The following is a 13,849-nucleotide window of genomic DNA, read 5'->3' as shown; positions in this document are numbered from 1 at the left end:
AAATATCAAAACAAAAAGACCTTGTCCGCAGAGTAGCTATCGCCAGCTCCATCCAGACCCAAGGTCTAATATTCTTGTACCTTTTGCTGCTTACCAGGCTCTAAAACTAAAGCGGTACATCTCACTTTTATCCATCGTGCTGCCCACTGCAAATAGCTCATCGTCATTCCATTTCAGATTGATGAAGTTATCAATATTGCGGTAGATCACCGTATCCGACGAAAGCTTGCTGTCATTCAGGTAGGCAATATGCAACTCATTCTTCTGATTCTGATTATCCATCGGGTAAAAGTATGCGATTCGCGATTCCTCTGCATCCAGTTCGAAGTTCCAGATGGAACCTTTTAATACCAGATCATACTGCTCCTGTGCTGCACGATACCGATACAGCCCCTGTACCTTATTCATCGTTCCCTGGATGAGCATGTCACCACTTTTCAGTAACTTGAATTGTTGAATGTCTTCCATTGCAGCATATGCCTTCACTTCATGCTCGTCCTCAAGCGATACACGATAGATGGCATAATTGTCTTTTAGCATCACCAGCATATAAAACTGTTTCAGGTCTTCACTAACCTGCAAGACATCCATCACGATAAACGTATCATTCGAACCTTTCCCTTGTCTTGGTCCTGTGAACATGTCCATCAGCTCATCATATGTGTAGATGACTTGACTCGTCCCCTGGCTCAGATCTACTTGTTTGAATAAGAGATCATCCTGACCGATGTAGGATTCGTTCCCTACAAACACTCTATAATAGGAGTTGTCGTTCGGAAGCTTGCGACGCTCCCCGCTCTCAATCACATACTCATACGTCGTCTTCAGCGTCTGACCCGCCCGGTATTGGGAGTATATGATCTTCTTGTGATCCGGGCTGATCGCTACACCGTAATCTGTATTACTCGCAATACTCTTCACTTCATTATCATCCAGATGCAGGAGAGACAACTGAAGTCTGGAATAGGAAGATTCCAGTTGATTTAATATAATCGTGTTCCGGTCTACCACTTCAAAATCAAAGATCGGAAAGTCATTTGGAATCTTGGTAGCTGACTCGATCTGAATTGTGCTGCTCGGTGGCGGCGCCAGACGGCTATTGAATTGCTCACCTGGCAAAATTACGGTTCTTGGTTTGAGGTTTGCGATACTGAACAGGCTGCCAATCCCGAAGATTCCGCTGACAAATGCAATTAACAGCCCTGACAGCATCAATCTGTCGCGGTTTTTACGCCAAAATCCGGGATGTCTCATGTGTTCATTTCCCCCGGAAGACTGATATTTACTTGTGTCCCTTGACGCATGATACTCTTCATCTCCACTGTTCCTCCGTGACGTTCAACGATGTTCTTCACAATAGACAAGCCGAGCCCCGCGCTGCCTTTCTCCGCCCTATTGATCTCTTTATCCTGGTAAAAAGGTTCAAATACATGCTGAAGTGCCTCAGCACCAATACCCTCTCCCTGATCACGAATTACGATAGCTATGACATCAGCCAACCGGAAAGATTGCACCTCGATGATTGAATTCACATCACTGTACTTGATTGAGTTATCCAGAACGTTAAGGAAGACCTCCTTCAACTTATCCCGATCTCCCTGTAAATACTGATGTTCCTCCAGCTCATAATGGATGCCTATATTGTACTTGCCCGCCTTAATCGACATGTCCTCACAAGCTTCACGAATGATGTCCGATACATCTATACGTTCAAATCGGTACGCCTGAATGACCGCAGACGAGACCGACACCTCCAGAATATCAGCAACCATCGTGTTGAGACGCTGGCTTTCCTTGATAATATAATTCATGCCTTTGTCAAAAAAGTCCTGATCGGTGAATCCGTTATCTCGCAAAATCTGGGCGTATCCCAGAATCGTCGTGAGCGGTGTCTTTAATTCATGCGTCACATTGTCAAAAAAGACTTTGCTTCGCGCCTGTACTTGTTTCACTTCATCCCGCTCCCGCTCAATCACATCAATCTGCTCCCTTATCCGATCAATCATGACGGTGAAGCTTGAAGCCAGTTCACCGATCTCATCCTTGGTGGTAATCTGGATGTCTGCGTTCAGACTCCCTTGGGCCACTTCGGCAGAACGTTTTGTGAGTACACGGATGGGTTGTGTGATTTTCCGGGAAATAAAGATGGATGCGATAAATAAAAATACGAAAATAACCGCTGCGAACAGCTTGATCGTATTTTGAAAACGAAGGTTGCGTTTAAACAAGTCCGTATAATCCTTCTCCATCTGTACGATTCCAATCAATTGTTGATCCGTCTGGAGCGGGAAGGACAGACTGGCCGTGACCTGGCCTTTATCCACAACTGTGGTGTACGCGATTCGGGAGTGTTTGGCTTCTTCCATATCAGGATGGTCAGACCGCTTAGCCACGTTAACCTCGTTGCCCACCGATCCGTATGACGAGGCATCAGGACGAAATACTGTAATCTCCCCTCCAACGGCTGATCCAATCTGCTCCGCGAGCTCGCGACTTCCGGCTTCGAGCGAGTCTCTGCTCATGCGTTTGTTATGGATCAGGAAGTATTGATTCAGCGCGATGTCCAGATTTCGTTTGGATTGCACCATATCCTCATGCACTTCCCGGTACATATTCTCCTGAGCTACCTTATTGGATAGAATCAGCAGAACGGAGAATCCGATAAAGACGATGACAGAGAATAACACCACCATTTTGAACTGGATCGTCCACTTCATGTCTGTACCTGAATATTCAGCTTGTACCCCACACCGAATACCGTTTCAATCATCGAAATGCCTTGCACACCACTATCCAGTTTCTTGCGAATCCGTTGCACATGAATGTCCACTGTTCGGGTATCCCCTGCAAAATCAAATCCCCATACCTTGTCCAGCAGTTCAGAACGTGTATGAACCTTACGATGATGGGTCACGAGAAATAACAACAGATCATATTCCTTGTTCGTAAGTCCTGCCCGTTCCCCGTCTTTCCACACTTCCCGTTCATCCTTGCGAATCTCAATATGCTTGCCTAGCCTTACAACCTCATAGGACTGATTCTCCAGTGTCTCGCTGATGAGATCAATCCGGCGAAAAATCGCCCGAATGCGCGCAACCACCTCCCGGATATCAAAAGGTTTCGTGATATAATCATCCGCCCCAAGCTCCATGCCAAGTACCTTGTCCAGCATGTCCGACTTCGCAGTGATCATGATGACAGGTATCTTGGAGTTCACAGATAATTGTCTGCACACATCAAAACCGCTCATATCCGGCAGCATCAGATCCAGCAGGATCAGATCCGGCTTCGAATCCCGAAGCAGATCCAGGCCCTCTTTTCCCGTAGCTGCTTCCTTGATCTCAAATCCTTCCTTACGTAACGAATAGGACAAAATATCGCGAATGGACTCCTCGTCCTCAATAATTAAAATCTCTTTTTGTCTCATGATACTTTCGTAATCTCCCTGCTCTATGAATTTCCTTCATCTGCCTATATTTTGTATCCCAAGCCGTATGCTTGGATAGAGGGAAGCACGAAATGTTACAACTCCGATACAACTCTGAACCTTTTGGAAACAACCTCCCGATATACTTGGATCATAAGAGACTCATACCAGACCGGACCCATGCCTGATCTGTATCCAAGGGGGATTCACATCATATGAACAGCACACGAATTAATGAAGCTTATATCAACTATAAATCAGAAATCACGAGGTATCTATCCCATATCGTCAAACAACCGCAAGATGCAGAAGATTTGGCACAGGATTGTTTCATTCGATTAATGAACGTTACCGTGGATATCCCTGAAGATCGCATTCTCTATTATCTCAAACGCATTGCCCGTAACCTGGCGATGGACAGCTTCCGCAGGCGGACCCGTACACTGAGACGAGACAGCCGTCTGGAGGTACCTACCCACCACGTCGATACATCCCACCTTGAAATTAGCGAAGGTGTTCATGATCTTGTTTCCCATATTAACAACACCGAACATCGTAAAATATTAGAACTTCGCCTCATCCATGGATACTCCATTAAGGAAACGGCAGAGCTGGTGAATCGGAGTGAAGGTATGATTAAATCCTCTGTCTTCCATGCCGTCAATCGAATTCGGGCCAAAGTCATCTCATAAGAGATGGCTTTTTTAATGCCGAAATCAATATACGAAGGTAGATTGGATAAATAAAGACAGGATCGAATTACCTATGGATATGTCAAAAGACCCAATTTTACAAATATCGAGTTAATTTTTACAAATTGTTATGACTATGTGAGATTTTCATGTGGTAGAATATGGACGAACTCATGAATCAACTAATATTTGGGAGGGATTTGGTTGGATAAATTAACAGGTATGCGAGGAGTATTTTTAAAATCACTCCTGGCATTGTCCATGGCTTTGCCACTTCAGATCGGATTATGGAACGGAGATGCATCGGTTCATGCGGAAGGACCGACAGACCCGGCACCGTTCATCCAGGCAAAGATTGTGAACCAAAATGCAGGTAAGAAAGTACTATTCGACAACTCTCACGGCCAAACGGCTGGAGCTGCAGACTGGGTGATTGATGGAGGTTTCTCCGACTTCGGGAATGCACTCGCGAATGATGGTTACGATGTCAAAGAACTTCGCAAGACAACTCCATTTACCTATGATGATCTGAAAGAGTATAACGTATTCGTTATTGCAGAGCCTCAAATTCCTTTCAAAACATCCGAACAAGCAGCACTTAAACAATATGTTGAAACAGGCGGCAGCATCTTCTTTGTTGGAGATCACTATAATGCCGACCGTAACAAAAACCGCTGGGATGGCTCTGAGGTCATCAACGGCTATCGTCGGGGAGCATTCGAAGATCCAGCCAAAGGTATGAGCACTGATGAGCGTAATTCTGAAGTGATGCAAAATGTAACCGGCTCGGACTGGTTGTCCGATAACTTTGGCGTACGATTCCGCTATAACGCACTTGGTGATATCAACGCCAATATCGTCGTACCGGCAGATCAAGCCTTCGGCATCACAGAAGGGGTATCGGCTGTAGCCATGCACGCCGGTTCAACCCTTGCAATCACCGATCCGGAAAAAGCAAAAGGAATTGTGTACCTGCCAAAAACCAATGCAAAATGGAATAACGCGGTGGACCAAGGTGTCTACAACGGTGGCGGGATTGAAGAAGGTCCATACGTGGCTGTATCCAAGCTGGGCGCAGGTAAAGCTGCCTTCATCGGTGACTCCTCTCCAGTAGAAGATGCATCACCAAAATACTTGCGTGAAGAGACAGGCACACGCAAAACAACTTATGACGGTTTCAAAGAAGCCGATGATGCCGTGTTGCTCGTGAACACCGTGAACTGGCTTGCTACACAAGAGAACTACACAAGCCTGACTGAAGTGAACGGACTTGAACTGGACACAGCTACAGCGTTGTTGCCATTCGAAGAGCCGGCTGCTTCCACAGAACCACAGGCTGAACCTTGGTCCGCACCTGCTGCCGGATACAAGTGGTACGATCGTTCCACGTTCAAAGCTGGTTCTTACGGTGGCCCTGCATCCAGCGCAAATGCTGCTTACAGCTTCGTGAAACAGGATACCCTTCCGAATGCAGAAGACTTCCAGATTCGTGTCGTTGTGGAGAACATGGCTCCTAACACAACCGTATCCGGTTATAGTGCCGGTATCTATCTGACTGGCGGAACACAGGTCGCCATGATCCAGAATGAAAGTGGCACTTGGCCGACTACGTACGGCTACAGCTCCACATTCAGTGTAACTTCAGACAGCAAAGGTCGCGCGATCAAAGACCTGAACGTACGCATCAAACCAGGTACAACTGGCGCTGCCAGCTTGCGTCTGCGTCTGAATGGTAGCAACCTGATCACCAATGCCGTGACCGTTGGCAATGTGCCAGCAGAACAGCTTCCGGAAGAAGAAGGACCGATTCCAGCAGGTATCACCGTTGCTGAAGCACGCACCAAAGCTGCTGGCACTACCGTAACGATCGAAGGTGTTGTGACGACAGAGCCGGGTGCATTTGGTGGACAAGCCTTCTATCTTCAAGATGAAACTGCTGGAATATACGTGTTCCAGCATACTAGCGGCTTCCATGCTGGTGACAAGGTGAAAGTAACGGCAGCAACAACCATCTATAACAGCGAGTTTGAGCTTACCGATATCGTTGCGATTGAGAAAACAGGTACAGCCTCCGTACCTGCTCCAATCAAAATTACAGCAATTACAGATGCGAACCAGGGTCAACTGGTTCAATTGAAGGATGTAACAATCGAGAATATCATCAGTGCTACACCAGTTGGATCATTTGAATTCGACGCGGTAGCAGCAGACGGAACAAGCACGCATATCCGTGTAGACACCCGTACAGGTGTGACAGATACTTCCTTCCCTTATGTTGCAGGGGACAAGATCAGTATCACAGGCATTTCCGCTATTTTCAAAGATGTATATCAATTGAAACCAAGAAGTTTGAATGATTTTGTACCTGCTGAAGATCAAGGTGGAGGCGAAGTGCCTTCCACTCCAGCTGCGGGGGCACCGGGTAAACCAGTGCTTTCTTCTGATAATGGATATACAACTGGCCTGTTCGAAGGTTCGTATAACGTAAACATGAACCTCTGGTGGGGCGAAAATGGTTCCGAGTACAAACTGTATGAGAACGGCGTTCTAATCGATACACAGAAGTTGACTGCGGCTTCACCATCGGCTCAGTCCTCCAAAACGGCTATTACAGGTAAAGCCAACGGTACGTATACCTACGTAGCCGAGCTGACCAATGACAAAGGCACAACACGCAGTGACGTGCTGACAGTACAAGTAACCAATGCTGCTCCAGGCAAAGCTACGTTGTCCCAAAACAACTGGGATGGTGATGGCAACTACAACGTATCCATGAACCTCTGGTGGGGTACGAACGCAACTGAATACCGTCTCTATGAGAATGATGTATTGATTGATACACAAGCGTTGAACGCAGCAACACCAGCTTCTCAAAGCGCTACAACGGACTTATCGGGTCGCGCTAACGGCACGTACACGTACCGTGCTGAACTGATCAACGCCGCAGGCGTAACAAGCACGGAGACGATTACGGTACAAGTAACCACAGCATTGCCTTTGGCTAGCTAAGTCTCAGTAAAGAAGCCTAACGTTTAACCAAACAACTAAAAAACCGAAACCAACATTGCCTGATTCACAGGGCAACCTGGTTTCGGTTTTTTTCATTCATTTCAAACGTTCAGGCTCATATCCATTTCTAACAAATAGAATGCTGTTCCATACAGCAGAATAAGCGGCCACGGCGATAACACTAATGACAAAAATCAAGTTCATCTGTGTAAACGTATAACTGCTTCCTGTGAAAATAATCAGGATTACACTGAGTCCAATATTTTCTCTGTTATGTTTTTTAAACTTCTGAAAGATCATTCTGTACAGTAATAGGAGTACCATAAACCCAATCCATATATTTTGAAATAATTCCATAGGTCACCTTCCTTATCCCTGAATTCCCTTTATATAGAAATCTATTAATTTTACATGTATTTGGAAAATAATTCAATCATTTTATACATATTCTTGGAACCCTCTTATTCCTCAACGGTTAGGTGAGCAACAAAAAACGTTGTTTATTTGCAGACACAAAAAAAGACTATCCCTGCCAATATTCCGGCACCGAATAGCCCTCTCTTCTTACGCTATCAACTTATCTTAATTTATCAACTAGTATATTCGTAACGTCACATTAACCCTTACACCAGCTTCTTACGAATATACCCCGAGATCAAGTCGATAATCGTGATCATCACTATTATACCAAGCAGAATTATACCTACTCGCGGCCAGTTCCGTGTGCTAAGTGCAAAGATCAGTGGTGTACCAATCCCCCCTGCTCCGATTACCCCCAGTATGGTCGCGGAACGTACATTGATCTCAAAACGATACAACGTATAGTTCAGGAATCCAGGCATAACCTGCGGCAGGATGGCAAACCACAACTGCTGCATACGATTGGCTCCGGAAGCAAGCAGCGCCTCAGATGGACCATAGTCGATATTTTCAACTTCATCCGCGTACAATTTTCCTAACATACCGATGGAGTGTAACCCAAGGGCGAGAACCCCTGCGAACGATCCGGGACCTACTGCCTTAATGAACAACAAGGCCATGATAATCTCAGGGAACGTGCGGATAAAGCTGAGTACCATTTTACCTGCACCCGAGATGGAACGATGCCCACTCATGTTACGGGCAGACCAGAATGCAAACGGGATACAGAGCACGGCCGAGATTACAGTACCTAGTACGGAAATTGCCAACGTGTCTAGCAGTCCGCGCAGCAAGTCTTCTCCTTCAGGCAAATATACAAACGCCCAGTCCGGTGAGAAAATTCCGGCTACAATGGCTTTCATAATCTGAGCGGCAGTTTCCTTAAACCCAGTAAACGGTACACCGGCAAGAGCCCAGACATACAAGAGGATTAACAGTAATACAATGACCCAGCGTAGCGGGTTTTTCCGTGGTTTTGGCCGGATGCGGCTTGTTTCATTTTTCATCATAGCAATTTCTCCCGCAGCTTAGTACTTACATAATCAATGACCAGAACAATGACGAGGGTAAACAGAATGATTACGCTGGTCTTGTCATACTCCAGGAACCCAAGTGTGGCCTCATAGTAGAGTCCAATTCCTCCGGCTCCCACCAGCCCCAGAATGGCAGCGGCACGTATATTAATTTCGAAGGCATACAGCACATAGGATGTGAACTGGGCAGCCAGTTGCGGCACCACGCCATATACAATGAGCTGAATCCGGTTCATACCAACAGCCGTCATCGCTTCCAGCGGCCCCTGATCAATGGTTTCCAGCGTCTCATACGTCAGCTTCGCGATCAGACCTATCGAGAACACAGCCAGTGCCAAGATTCCGGGGATTGGCCCCAAACCAAACACAGCAACGAACAAAGCAGCAAGCAACAGATCCGGCACGGTCCGAATCAGGTTCAGCAGAAAGCGCGCCGGATAGTAGATCCAGCGACTTGGCATCAGGTTACCGGCACAGATAATCGAGACCGGAATCGCAATAATCGCACCAATGGTTGTCCCAATCAGGGCCATTCGAATCGTTTCCAGCATGCCTTGCACGATATTATCAAAGTAACTCCACCGGGGCGGAAACATCTCCTTCAGCAGATCCAACATGTTGGGGAAACCTTCAAACAACTCCGTAAAACTGGCATCCGTCTGTTTGGCACTAGCCCACAGAAGGAGCAGAATGATCACTAAGGTGAGCAAATGTTTCGTACGCCCAGGCGGTTTCGGGCGATTCACAACTTGAGCCGGGCTGGAACCAGGTTCCTTCCCCACTCCGCCTGAATTCTGAAGTGGAACGTTGGACTGCCCCTTCATACCACAACTTCTCCCTGCTCATGCACAGCCTGCTTGTCCAGCAATTCGTCGGCCAGAATCGGTCTGCCGTAAATCTCTGCAAAGCGCTCATCCGTTGCCTCTTCCACCGGGCCGTCGAAGACCACCTCACCTGCTCGTAATCCGACAATACGGGTCGCATACTCTCTCGCCAGATCAATAAAGTGAAGGTTGACGATGGTCGTAATCCCAAGGTCCTGATTAATACGTTTCAGGTCATCCATAACCTGCTTCGTTGTAAGCGGGTCGAGTGAAGCAACCGGTTCGTCGGCCAGAATGATTTTTGCTTCCTGTGCCAGTACACGGGCAATAGCCACACGCTGTTGTTGTCCACCAGACAACTGATCTGCACGGGAATAAGCTTTCTCCGAGATATTCACACGATCCAGCGCAGTGAATGCCAGTTCAATATCCTCTTTTGGAAAACGACCCAGAATGGTACGCATGGTGGAATGATATCCAACCCGTCCAGCGAGTACGTTCCGAAGTACACTGGACCGTTTCACCAGATTGAAACTCTGGAAGATCATGCCGATGTCACGTCTGATCATACGTAACCGTTTGCCTTGTGCCTTCGTGATGGAGCTTCCGTTAATCAGAATCTCTCCCTCACTAATGTCGTGCAGTCGGTTAATGGAGCGTAAGAGCGTTGATTTACCCGCACCGGACAGGCCCACAACAGCAATGAATTCACCCTGCTCAAATTTCAGATTAATATTATCCAGGCCCTTGGTGCCGTTAGCGTAAGTTTTGGTAACGTTATGAAGCTCAATCATGACAATATCCTTCTTTCATTCATAATGATCAACCATACATGAGTCCTTGCTATAATGGCACAAGCCAGCGCAGCGTAGATCACGCTGAACTGGCCTGTCCATTGCTACGATTAAGCTGTTCCCATCCAAGAAAGCGACTACAAAGTGAACAGATCCCGAACTACTTTTGGATCAGAATTATTCACCTTTCACTTTTTCGCCATACTGACGAACGATCTCAAACTTGCTATCATCGGACTCTACATAACCTTCATGCGTATAGATTTCTTTGATGATCTGGTGACCTTCAGTATCTTTACCGATATCGATGAAGGCTTGTTTGATCTTCGCAGTCCAATCTGCATTCATGTCTGTACGAACGGCAATGGTATCGTTAGGAATAGGCTCAGTGAACGCCAGTACACGTGTATCTTCAAATACAGTCGGATAGTCTTTAGCTACCGTGTTGCGGGCATCTTGGAAAATTGCTGCTGCATCAACGTCACCGTTCAATACAGCGATAACTCCTTGGTCATGACCTTTCAACGTTACAGGTGTTACATCTTTTAATGGATCAATGCCTCTGTCCAACAACAGACCTGCTGGCCATACATAACCTGCGGAAGACGTTACGTTTTGGTAAGCAACTTTTTTACCTTTAAGGTCCTCGATGGATTGAATCGGCGAATCTTTTTTCACAATGAACATGGATTTATATGAATCTGCCAGTTGCTCTGTAGGAGCTCCAGTCTCATCATTTACACCGAAACGTTGTGCTTGCAAAATAACCTGCGCAGCGCCTTTTTCTTTAGCCAGTACATAAGCTGTCGGAGGCAAGAAACCTACGTCTACTTTGTTGGAAGCCATTGCTTCAATAATTGTGTTGTAGTCGGTGGATACGCTGACTTTTACCGGAATGCCCAGTTTGTCACCAAGTAGCTTCTCCAGCGGTTTCGCTTTGGCTTCAAGCGTATCTGCATTCTGGGAAGGAACAAATTGAACCGTCAATTCAGTTGGCACATAACCTTCGACAGGTTTCTCTGTCTCTGCCTTAGACGTACCGGATGCATTCGAACTCGAATTATCTCCGTTAGCCGAACCTGTTGTACTACTACTAGACCCACAAGCACTCAGAAACAGAACCAAAATCAACAATGGTAAAAATAAAGCAGACTTCTTCAAACGAACACCCTCCAAAGAGTTTCTATTTTTCAGTACTTATCTACTATAATTGCCAAACATTTGCGCGATGTGAAACGAAATTTGGAGTTTTGTAAAGTTTCCTGTCAGGCTGTCAGCGCGACTTGTATCTGTTAGAATAGGCTCATTATGGTTGAAGTTATAGGGAGAACATCGGAGATCACAGCGTATATTTCGATTCTTCATGTTAATCTGTCTTCTCCGTTTTATAGTAATTCCATATATCTGAACTTATATATTAGAGGAGATTGTAAAATGACATCCATAACCACCCATACGGCAAGCTTCGACATTCTGTTCACCAGTGATCTGCACGGGGCCATCCGCCCCATTCATTACAACACCAATGCCTACCGCCCAGCTGGGCTTGCCCTGCTGGCTTCCCTGATTCGCAAGGAACGTGAACGTTCACCTGAACTGATGCTCGTGGATAACGGGGATCTGCTGCAAGGATCACCCTTGGCCTCCTATGCAGCTTCACAGGTTTCCAAAAACGAAGTGCATCCATTCATTACAGTACTGAATGAACTCGGCTATGATGCTGCGGTGATGGGAAATCACGAGTTTAACTATGGTCAGCATCTGTTACGCAGGGCCGTTGAAGCTTCCAACTTTTCTTGGTTGTCTGCCAATATTGTAAAAGATGAGCATCCAGACGTACCTGCCTTCGGTCCTCCATATCTAATCAAAACCTTATCTTCAGGCGTCAAAATCGCCTTATTAGGCGCAACTACGCATTACATACCAAACTGGGAGCACCCGAAAAATATTGAGGGTTTACAGTTCCTTGATGCCTTGGAGACCATTCGTACATGGGTTAACTATATCCATGAGCATGAACAACCAGATGTCATGGTTGTCAGTTATCACGGCGGATTTGAGAGTGATCTGGAGACAGGCGAGCCCGCAGAACGGTTAACTGGAGAAAATCAAGGCTATGCCATCTGCCGAGACATCGAAGGGATCGATGTGTTGCTTACCGGACATCAGCATCGTCAGCTTACAGGTAATATTCATGGTGTAACCGTCATTCAGCCGGGATTCAGTGGAAATGGTGCGGGACATGTAACCGTTCAGTTGGAACAATCATCGGGTGGCAAGTGGCAGATTACAGATAAGAAGGCTCGGTTGTTACTTCTGGATGAACATCATAAGGTTGAACCTGATGCAACCGTCATGAAACTGACGGAAGAGCTGGAAACTGAGGCACAAGCATGGCTTGATCAACCCATTGGCGAGGTGGCTGGGGATTTATCCATCACCAATGCTACGGCTCTGCGACTCAAGGCACATCCATTCATTGCTTTTGTACATCAAGTACAGATGGAAGCGACTGGAGCGCAGCTCTCCAATACCGCCATGCTGAGTGAAGAAGCTCGCGGTTTCGGGAGGCACATCACCGTTCGGGACGTGTTATCCAACTTCATCTATCCTAATACTCTAACGGTGCTGGAGCTGAGTGGTCAGGATATCCGGGAGGCACTGGAACAAACGGCGCGTTACTTTGAAGTGAATGCTTCTGGCGAGGTGGCAGTCAATCCGGCTTATATGGAGCCCAAACCCCAACATTATAATTACGATATGTGGGCTGGCATGGAATACGAGCTGGATATCTCCCAACCTGTAGGCAGTCGAGTTGTGAAGTTGGAACATGAAGGCAAGCCAATGGACATGAATGGCATGTACTCTGTGGTGATGAACAGCTACCGCGCTGCTGGCGGCGGGGATTATGCAATGTATCCGGGCAAAAAGGTACTGCACGAAGGTGCCACGGACATGGCCGCACTGGTGGAGGATTATATCCGCAGACATCAACCGTTAACGGTGGGTCAGGCGAATAACTGGAAAGTTATTGGAGGTTAAATGAGAAAGAGCAGGTCCCGTGATCAGGATCTGCTCTTTTATTTTCAACCTATTGCTTACTTGTTCTTATTTGAATTATCCTATCCTATCCTGTCCTGTCCCGTTATCCGATATATTGAAGAATTAACTGATATAAGGCTATGGCAAACCCTAGAATACTTGCTTTCATTTTAGATGGATGATTTCTTTCGCTGCGAATCAAATAAAAGAAAACCAAAATAAATCCTGCGGGGATCCATAGCTCAAAGACACCTTTTGTTGTACTTTGAGAATAAATTGGAGTAATGAACGTACTGATCAAAAAGTAAAAGAAAACCGTAAAACGTCTTGTTTCTAACTGCTTGCTCCACCTTACTAGAATGAAAATAATAATGATTGCGATAATCATAATGTGAACAGGGGGCAGAAGAATAGCAACATTCCCAAATTTGAATTCCATTCCGCATTGCCCTCCTCTCTTCTAATGCATCACATGACTGACTACAGGCATACGTGTAAAAATTCATTCTCATGCTTCAAAACCGCTGGCAACCTTCCAAAAACGGACCTATTCCAATATATCCTTATTTTAACATACAATCACAGTTCCATTTCCCAAATTTATTCA

12 protein-coding genes are annotated in these 13,849 nt (G+C 46.2%); 3 read left to right on the top strand and 9 right to left on the bottom strand.

Features of this window, described 5'->3' with window-relative positions; all coding sequences use genetic code 11:
• Nucleotides 1-90 precede the first annotated feature (90 nt).
• From AC4E8D_RS05395 to AC4E8D_RS05385, 3 genes are read right to left on the bottom strand one after another with little or no spacing between them, the layout of a single operon-like run.
• On the bottom strand, nucleotides 91-1,254 hold the full coding sequence (locus AC4E8D_RS05395; RefSeq protein ID WP_221818934.1) for a hypothetical protein: 1,164 nt from the start codon (nucleotides 1,252-1,254) through the stop codon (nucleotides 91-93).
• Nucleotides 1,251-2,717: a sensor histidine kinase gene (locus AC4E8D_RS05390; protein ID WP_221818933.1), complete on the bottom strand. Its 1,467-nt coding sequence runs from the start codon at nucleotides 2,715-2,717 to the stop codon at nucleotides 1,251-1,253. Before AC4E8D_RS05390 ends, AC4E8D_RS05395 begins: the two co-directional genes overlap by 4 nt.
• Nucleotides 2,714-3,427, bottom strand: coding sequence for a response regulator transcription factor (locus AC4E8D_RS05385; protein WP_036606313.1), 714 nt, complete (start codon nucleotides 3,425-3,427; stop codon nucleotides 2,714-2,716). Before AC4E8D_RS05385 ends, AC4E8D_RS05390 begins: the two co-directional genes overlap by 4 nt.
• 215 nt (nucleotides 3,428-3,642) lie before the next feature.
• Between AC4E8D_RS05385 and AC4E8D_RS05380 the strand changes: the two genes are divergently transcribed.
• Entirely contained in the window at nucleotides 3,643-4,119 is a 477-nt protein-coding gene (locus AC4E8D_RS05380) for an RNA polymerase sigma factor (RefSeq protein WP_076213502.1), read from the top strand.
• A gap of 222 nt (nucleotides 4,120-4,341) precedes the next feature.
• Nucleotides 4,342-7,128 carry a DUF5689 domain-containing protein gene (locus AC4E8D_RS05375; RefSeq protein ID WP_490206467.1) on the top strand — a complete coding sequence of 929 codons (2,787 nt, stop codon included), beginning with the start codon at nucleotides 4,342-4,344 and terminating at the stop codon, nucleotides 7,126-7,128.
• 96 nt (nucleotides 7,129-7,224) lie between these two features.
• Here the strand turns inward: AC4E8D_RS05375 and AC4E8D_RS05370 are convergent, their stop codons facing one another.
• The 5 genes from AC4E8D_RS05370 to AC4E8D_RS05350 form a co-directional block, all read right to left on the bottom strand.
• A complete protein-coding gene (locus tag AC4E8D_RS05370; protein ID WP_405131521.1) occupies nucleotides 7,225-7,485 on the bottom strand; it encodes a hypothetical protein in 261 nt (86 codons plus the stop codon).
• Nucleotides 7,486-7,751: 266 nt separating this feature from the next.
• A complete protein-coding gene (gene phnE / locus AC4E8D_RS05365; protein WP_237176767.1) occupies nucleotides 7,752-8,558 on the bottom strand; it encodes a phosphonate ABC transporter, permease protein PhnE in 807 nt (268 codons plus the stop codon).
• The gene (gene phnE / locus AC4E8D_RS05360; RefSeq protein ID WP_036672541.1) at nucleotides 8,555-9,406 is read right to left on the bottom strand and encodes a phosphonate ABC transporter, permease protein PhnE; all 852 of its coding nucleotides are present in this window, start codon (nucleotides 9,404-9,406) and stop codon (nucleotides 8,555-8,557) included. Before phnE (AC4E8D_RS05360) ends, phnE (AC4E8D_RS05365) begins: the two co-directional genes overlap by 4 nt.
• Nucleotides 9,403-10,200 carry a phosphonate ABC transporter ATP-binding protein gene (phnC, locus tag AC4E8D_RS05355; RefSeq protein WP_062837418.1) on the bottom strand — a complete coding sequence of 266 codons (798 nt, stop codon included), beginning with the start codon at nucleotides 10,198-10,200 and terminating at the stop codon, nucleotides 9,403-9,405. Before phnC ends, phnE (AC4E8D_RS05360) begins: the two co-directional genes overlap by 4 nt.
• A gap of 177 nt (nucleotides 10,201-10,377) precedes the next feature.
• Nucleotides 10,378-11,376 carry a phosphate/phosphite/phosphonate ABC transporter substrate-binding protein gene (locus tag AC4E8D_RS05350; protein WP_397376237.1) on the bottom strand — a complete coding sequence of 333 codons (999 nt, stop codon included), beginning with the start codon at nucleotides 11,374-11,376 and terminating at the stop codon, nucleotides 10,378-10,380.
• A gap of 258 nt (nucleotides 11,377-11,634) precedes the next feature.
• Here AC4E8D_RS05350 and AC4E8D_RS05345 point away from each other — a divergent pair, with 258 nt between their 5' ends.
• Nucleotides 11,635-13,242: a bifunctional metallophosphatase/5'-nucleotidase gene (locus AC4E8D_RS05345; RefSeq protein ID WP_221818929.1), complete on the top strand. Its 1,608-nt coding sequence runs from the start codon at nucleotides 11,635-11,637 to the stop codon at nucleotides 13,240-13,242.
• A gap of 103 nt (nucleotides 13,243-13,345) precedes the next feature.
• Here AC4E8D_RS05345 and AC4E8D_RS05340 read toward each other — a convergent pair whose 3' ends face one another.
• Complete coding sequence (locus AC4E8D_RS05340) at nucleotides 13,346-13,681, bottom strand: hypothetical protein (RefSeq protein ID WP_221818928.1); 336 nt, start codon at nucleotides 13,679-13,681, stop codon at nucleotides 13,346-13,348.
• Nucleotides 13,682-13,849: the final 168 nt, after the last annotated feature.

This window comes from Paenibacillus sp. SRL342 (assembly GCF_984798905.1).
The sequence above is the reverse complement of the archived record's forward strand: the minus strand, read 5'-3'. Positions and strand labels throughout refer to the sequence as shown.

Bases quoted from the DNA above. Each gene is read 5' to 3' on its own strand.
- AC4E8D_RS05390 (WP_221818933.1), bottom strand. From the start codon at position 2,717: ATGAAGTGGACGATCCAGTTCAAAATGGTGGTGTTATTCTCTGTCATC.
- phnE (WP_237176767.1), bottom strand. From the start codon at position 8,558: ATGATGAAAAATGAAACAAGCCGCATCCGGCCAAAACCACGGAAAAAC.
- AC4E8D_RS05395 (WP_221818934.1), bottom strand. From the start codon at position 1,254: ATGAGACATCCCGGATTTTGGCGTAAAAACCGCGACAGATTGATGCTG.
- phnC (WP_062837418.1), bottom strand. From the start codon at position 10,200: ATGATTGAGCTTCATAACGTTACCAAAACTTACGCTAACGGCACCAAG.
- AC4E8D_RS05340 (WP_221818928.1), bottom strand. From the start codon at position 13,681: ATGGAATTCAAATTTGGGAATGTTGCTATTCTTCTGCCCCCTGTTCAC.
- AC4E8D_RS05375 (WP_490206467.1), top strand. From the start codon at position 4,342: ATGCGAGGAGTATTTTTAAAATCACTCCTGGCATTGTCCATGGCTTTG.
- AC4E8D_RS05345 (WP_221818929.1), top strand. From the start codon at position 11,635: ATGACATCCATAACCACCCATACGGCAAGCTTCGACATTCTGTTCACC.
- AC4E8D_RS05385 (WP_036606313.1), bottom strand. From the start codon at position 3,427: ATGAGACAAAAAGAGATTTTAATTATTGAGGACGAGGAGTCCATTCGC.
- AC4E8D_RS05380 (WP_076213502.1), top strand. From the start codon at position 3,643: ATGAACAGCACACGAATTAATGAAGCTTATATCAACTATAAATCAGAA.
- phnE (WP_036672541.1), bottom strand. From the start codon at position 9,406: ATGAAGGGGCAGTCCAACGTTCCACTTCAGAATTCAGGCGGAGTGGGG.
- AC4E8D_RS05370 (WP_405131521.1), bottom strand. From the start codon at position 7,485: ATGGAATTATTTCAAAATATATGGATTGGGTTTATGGTACTCCTATTA.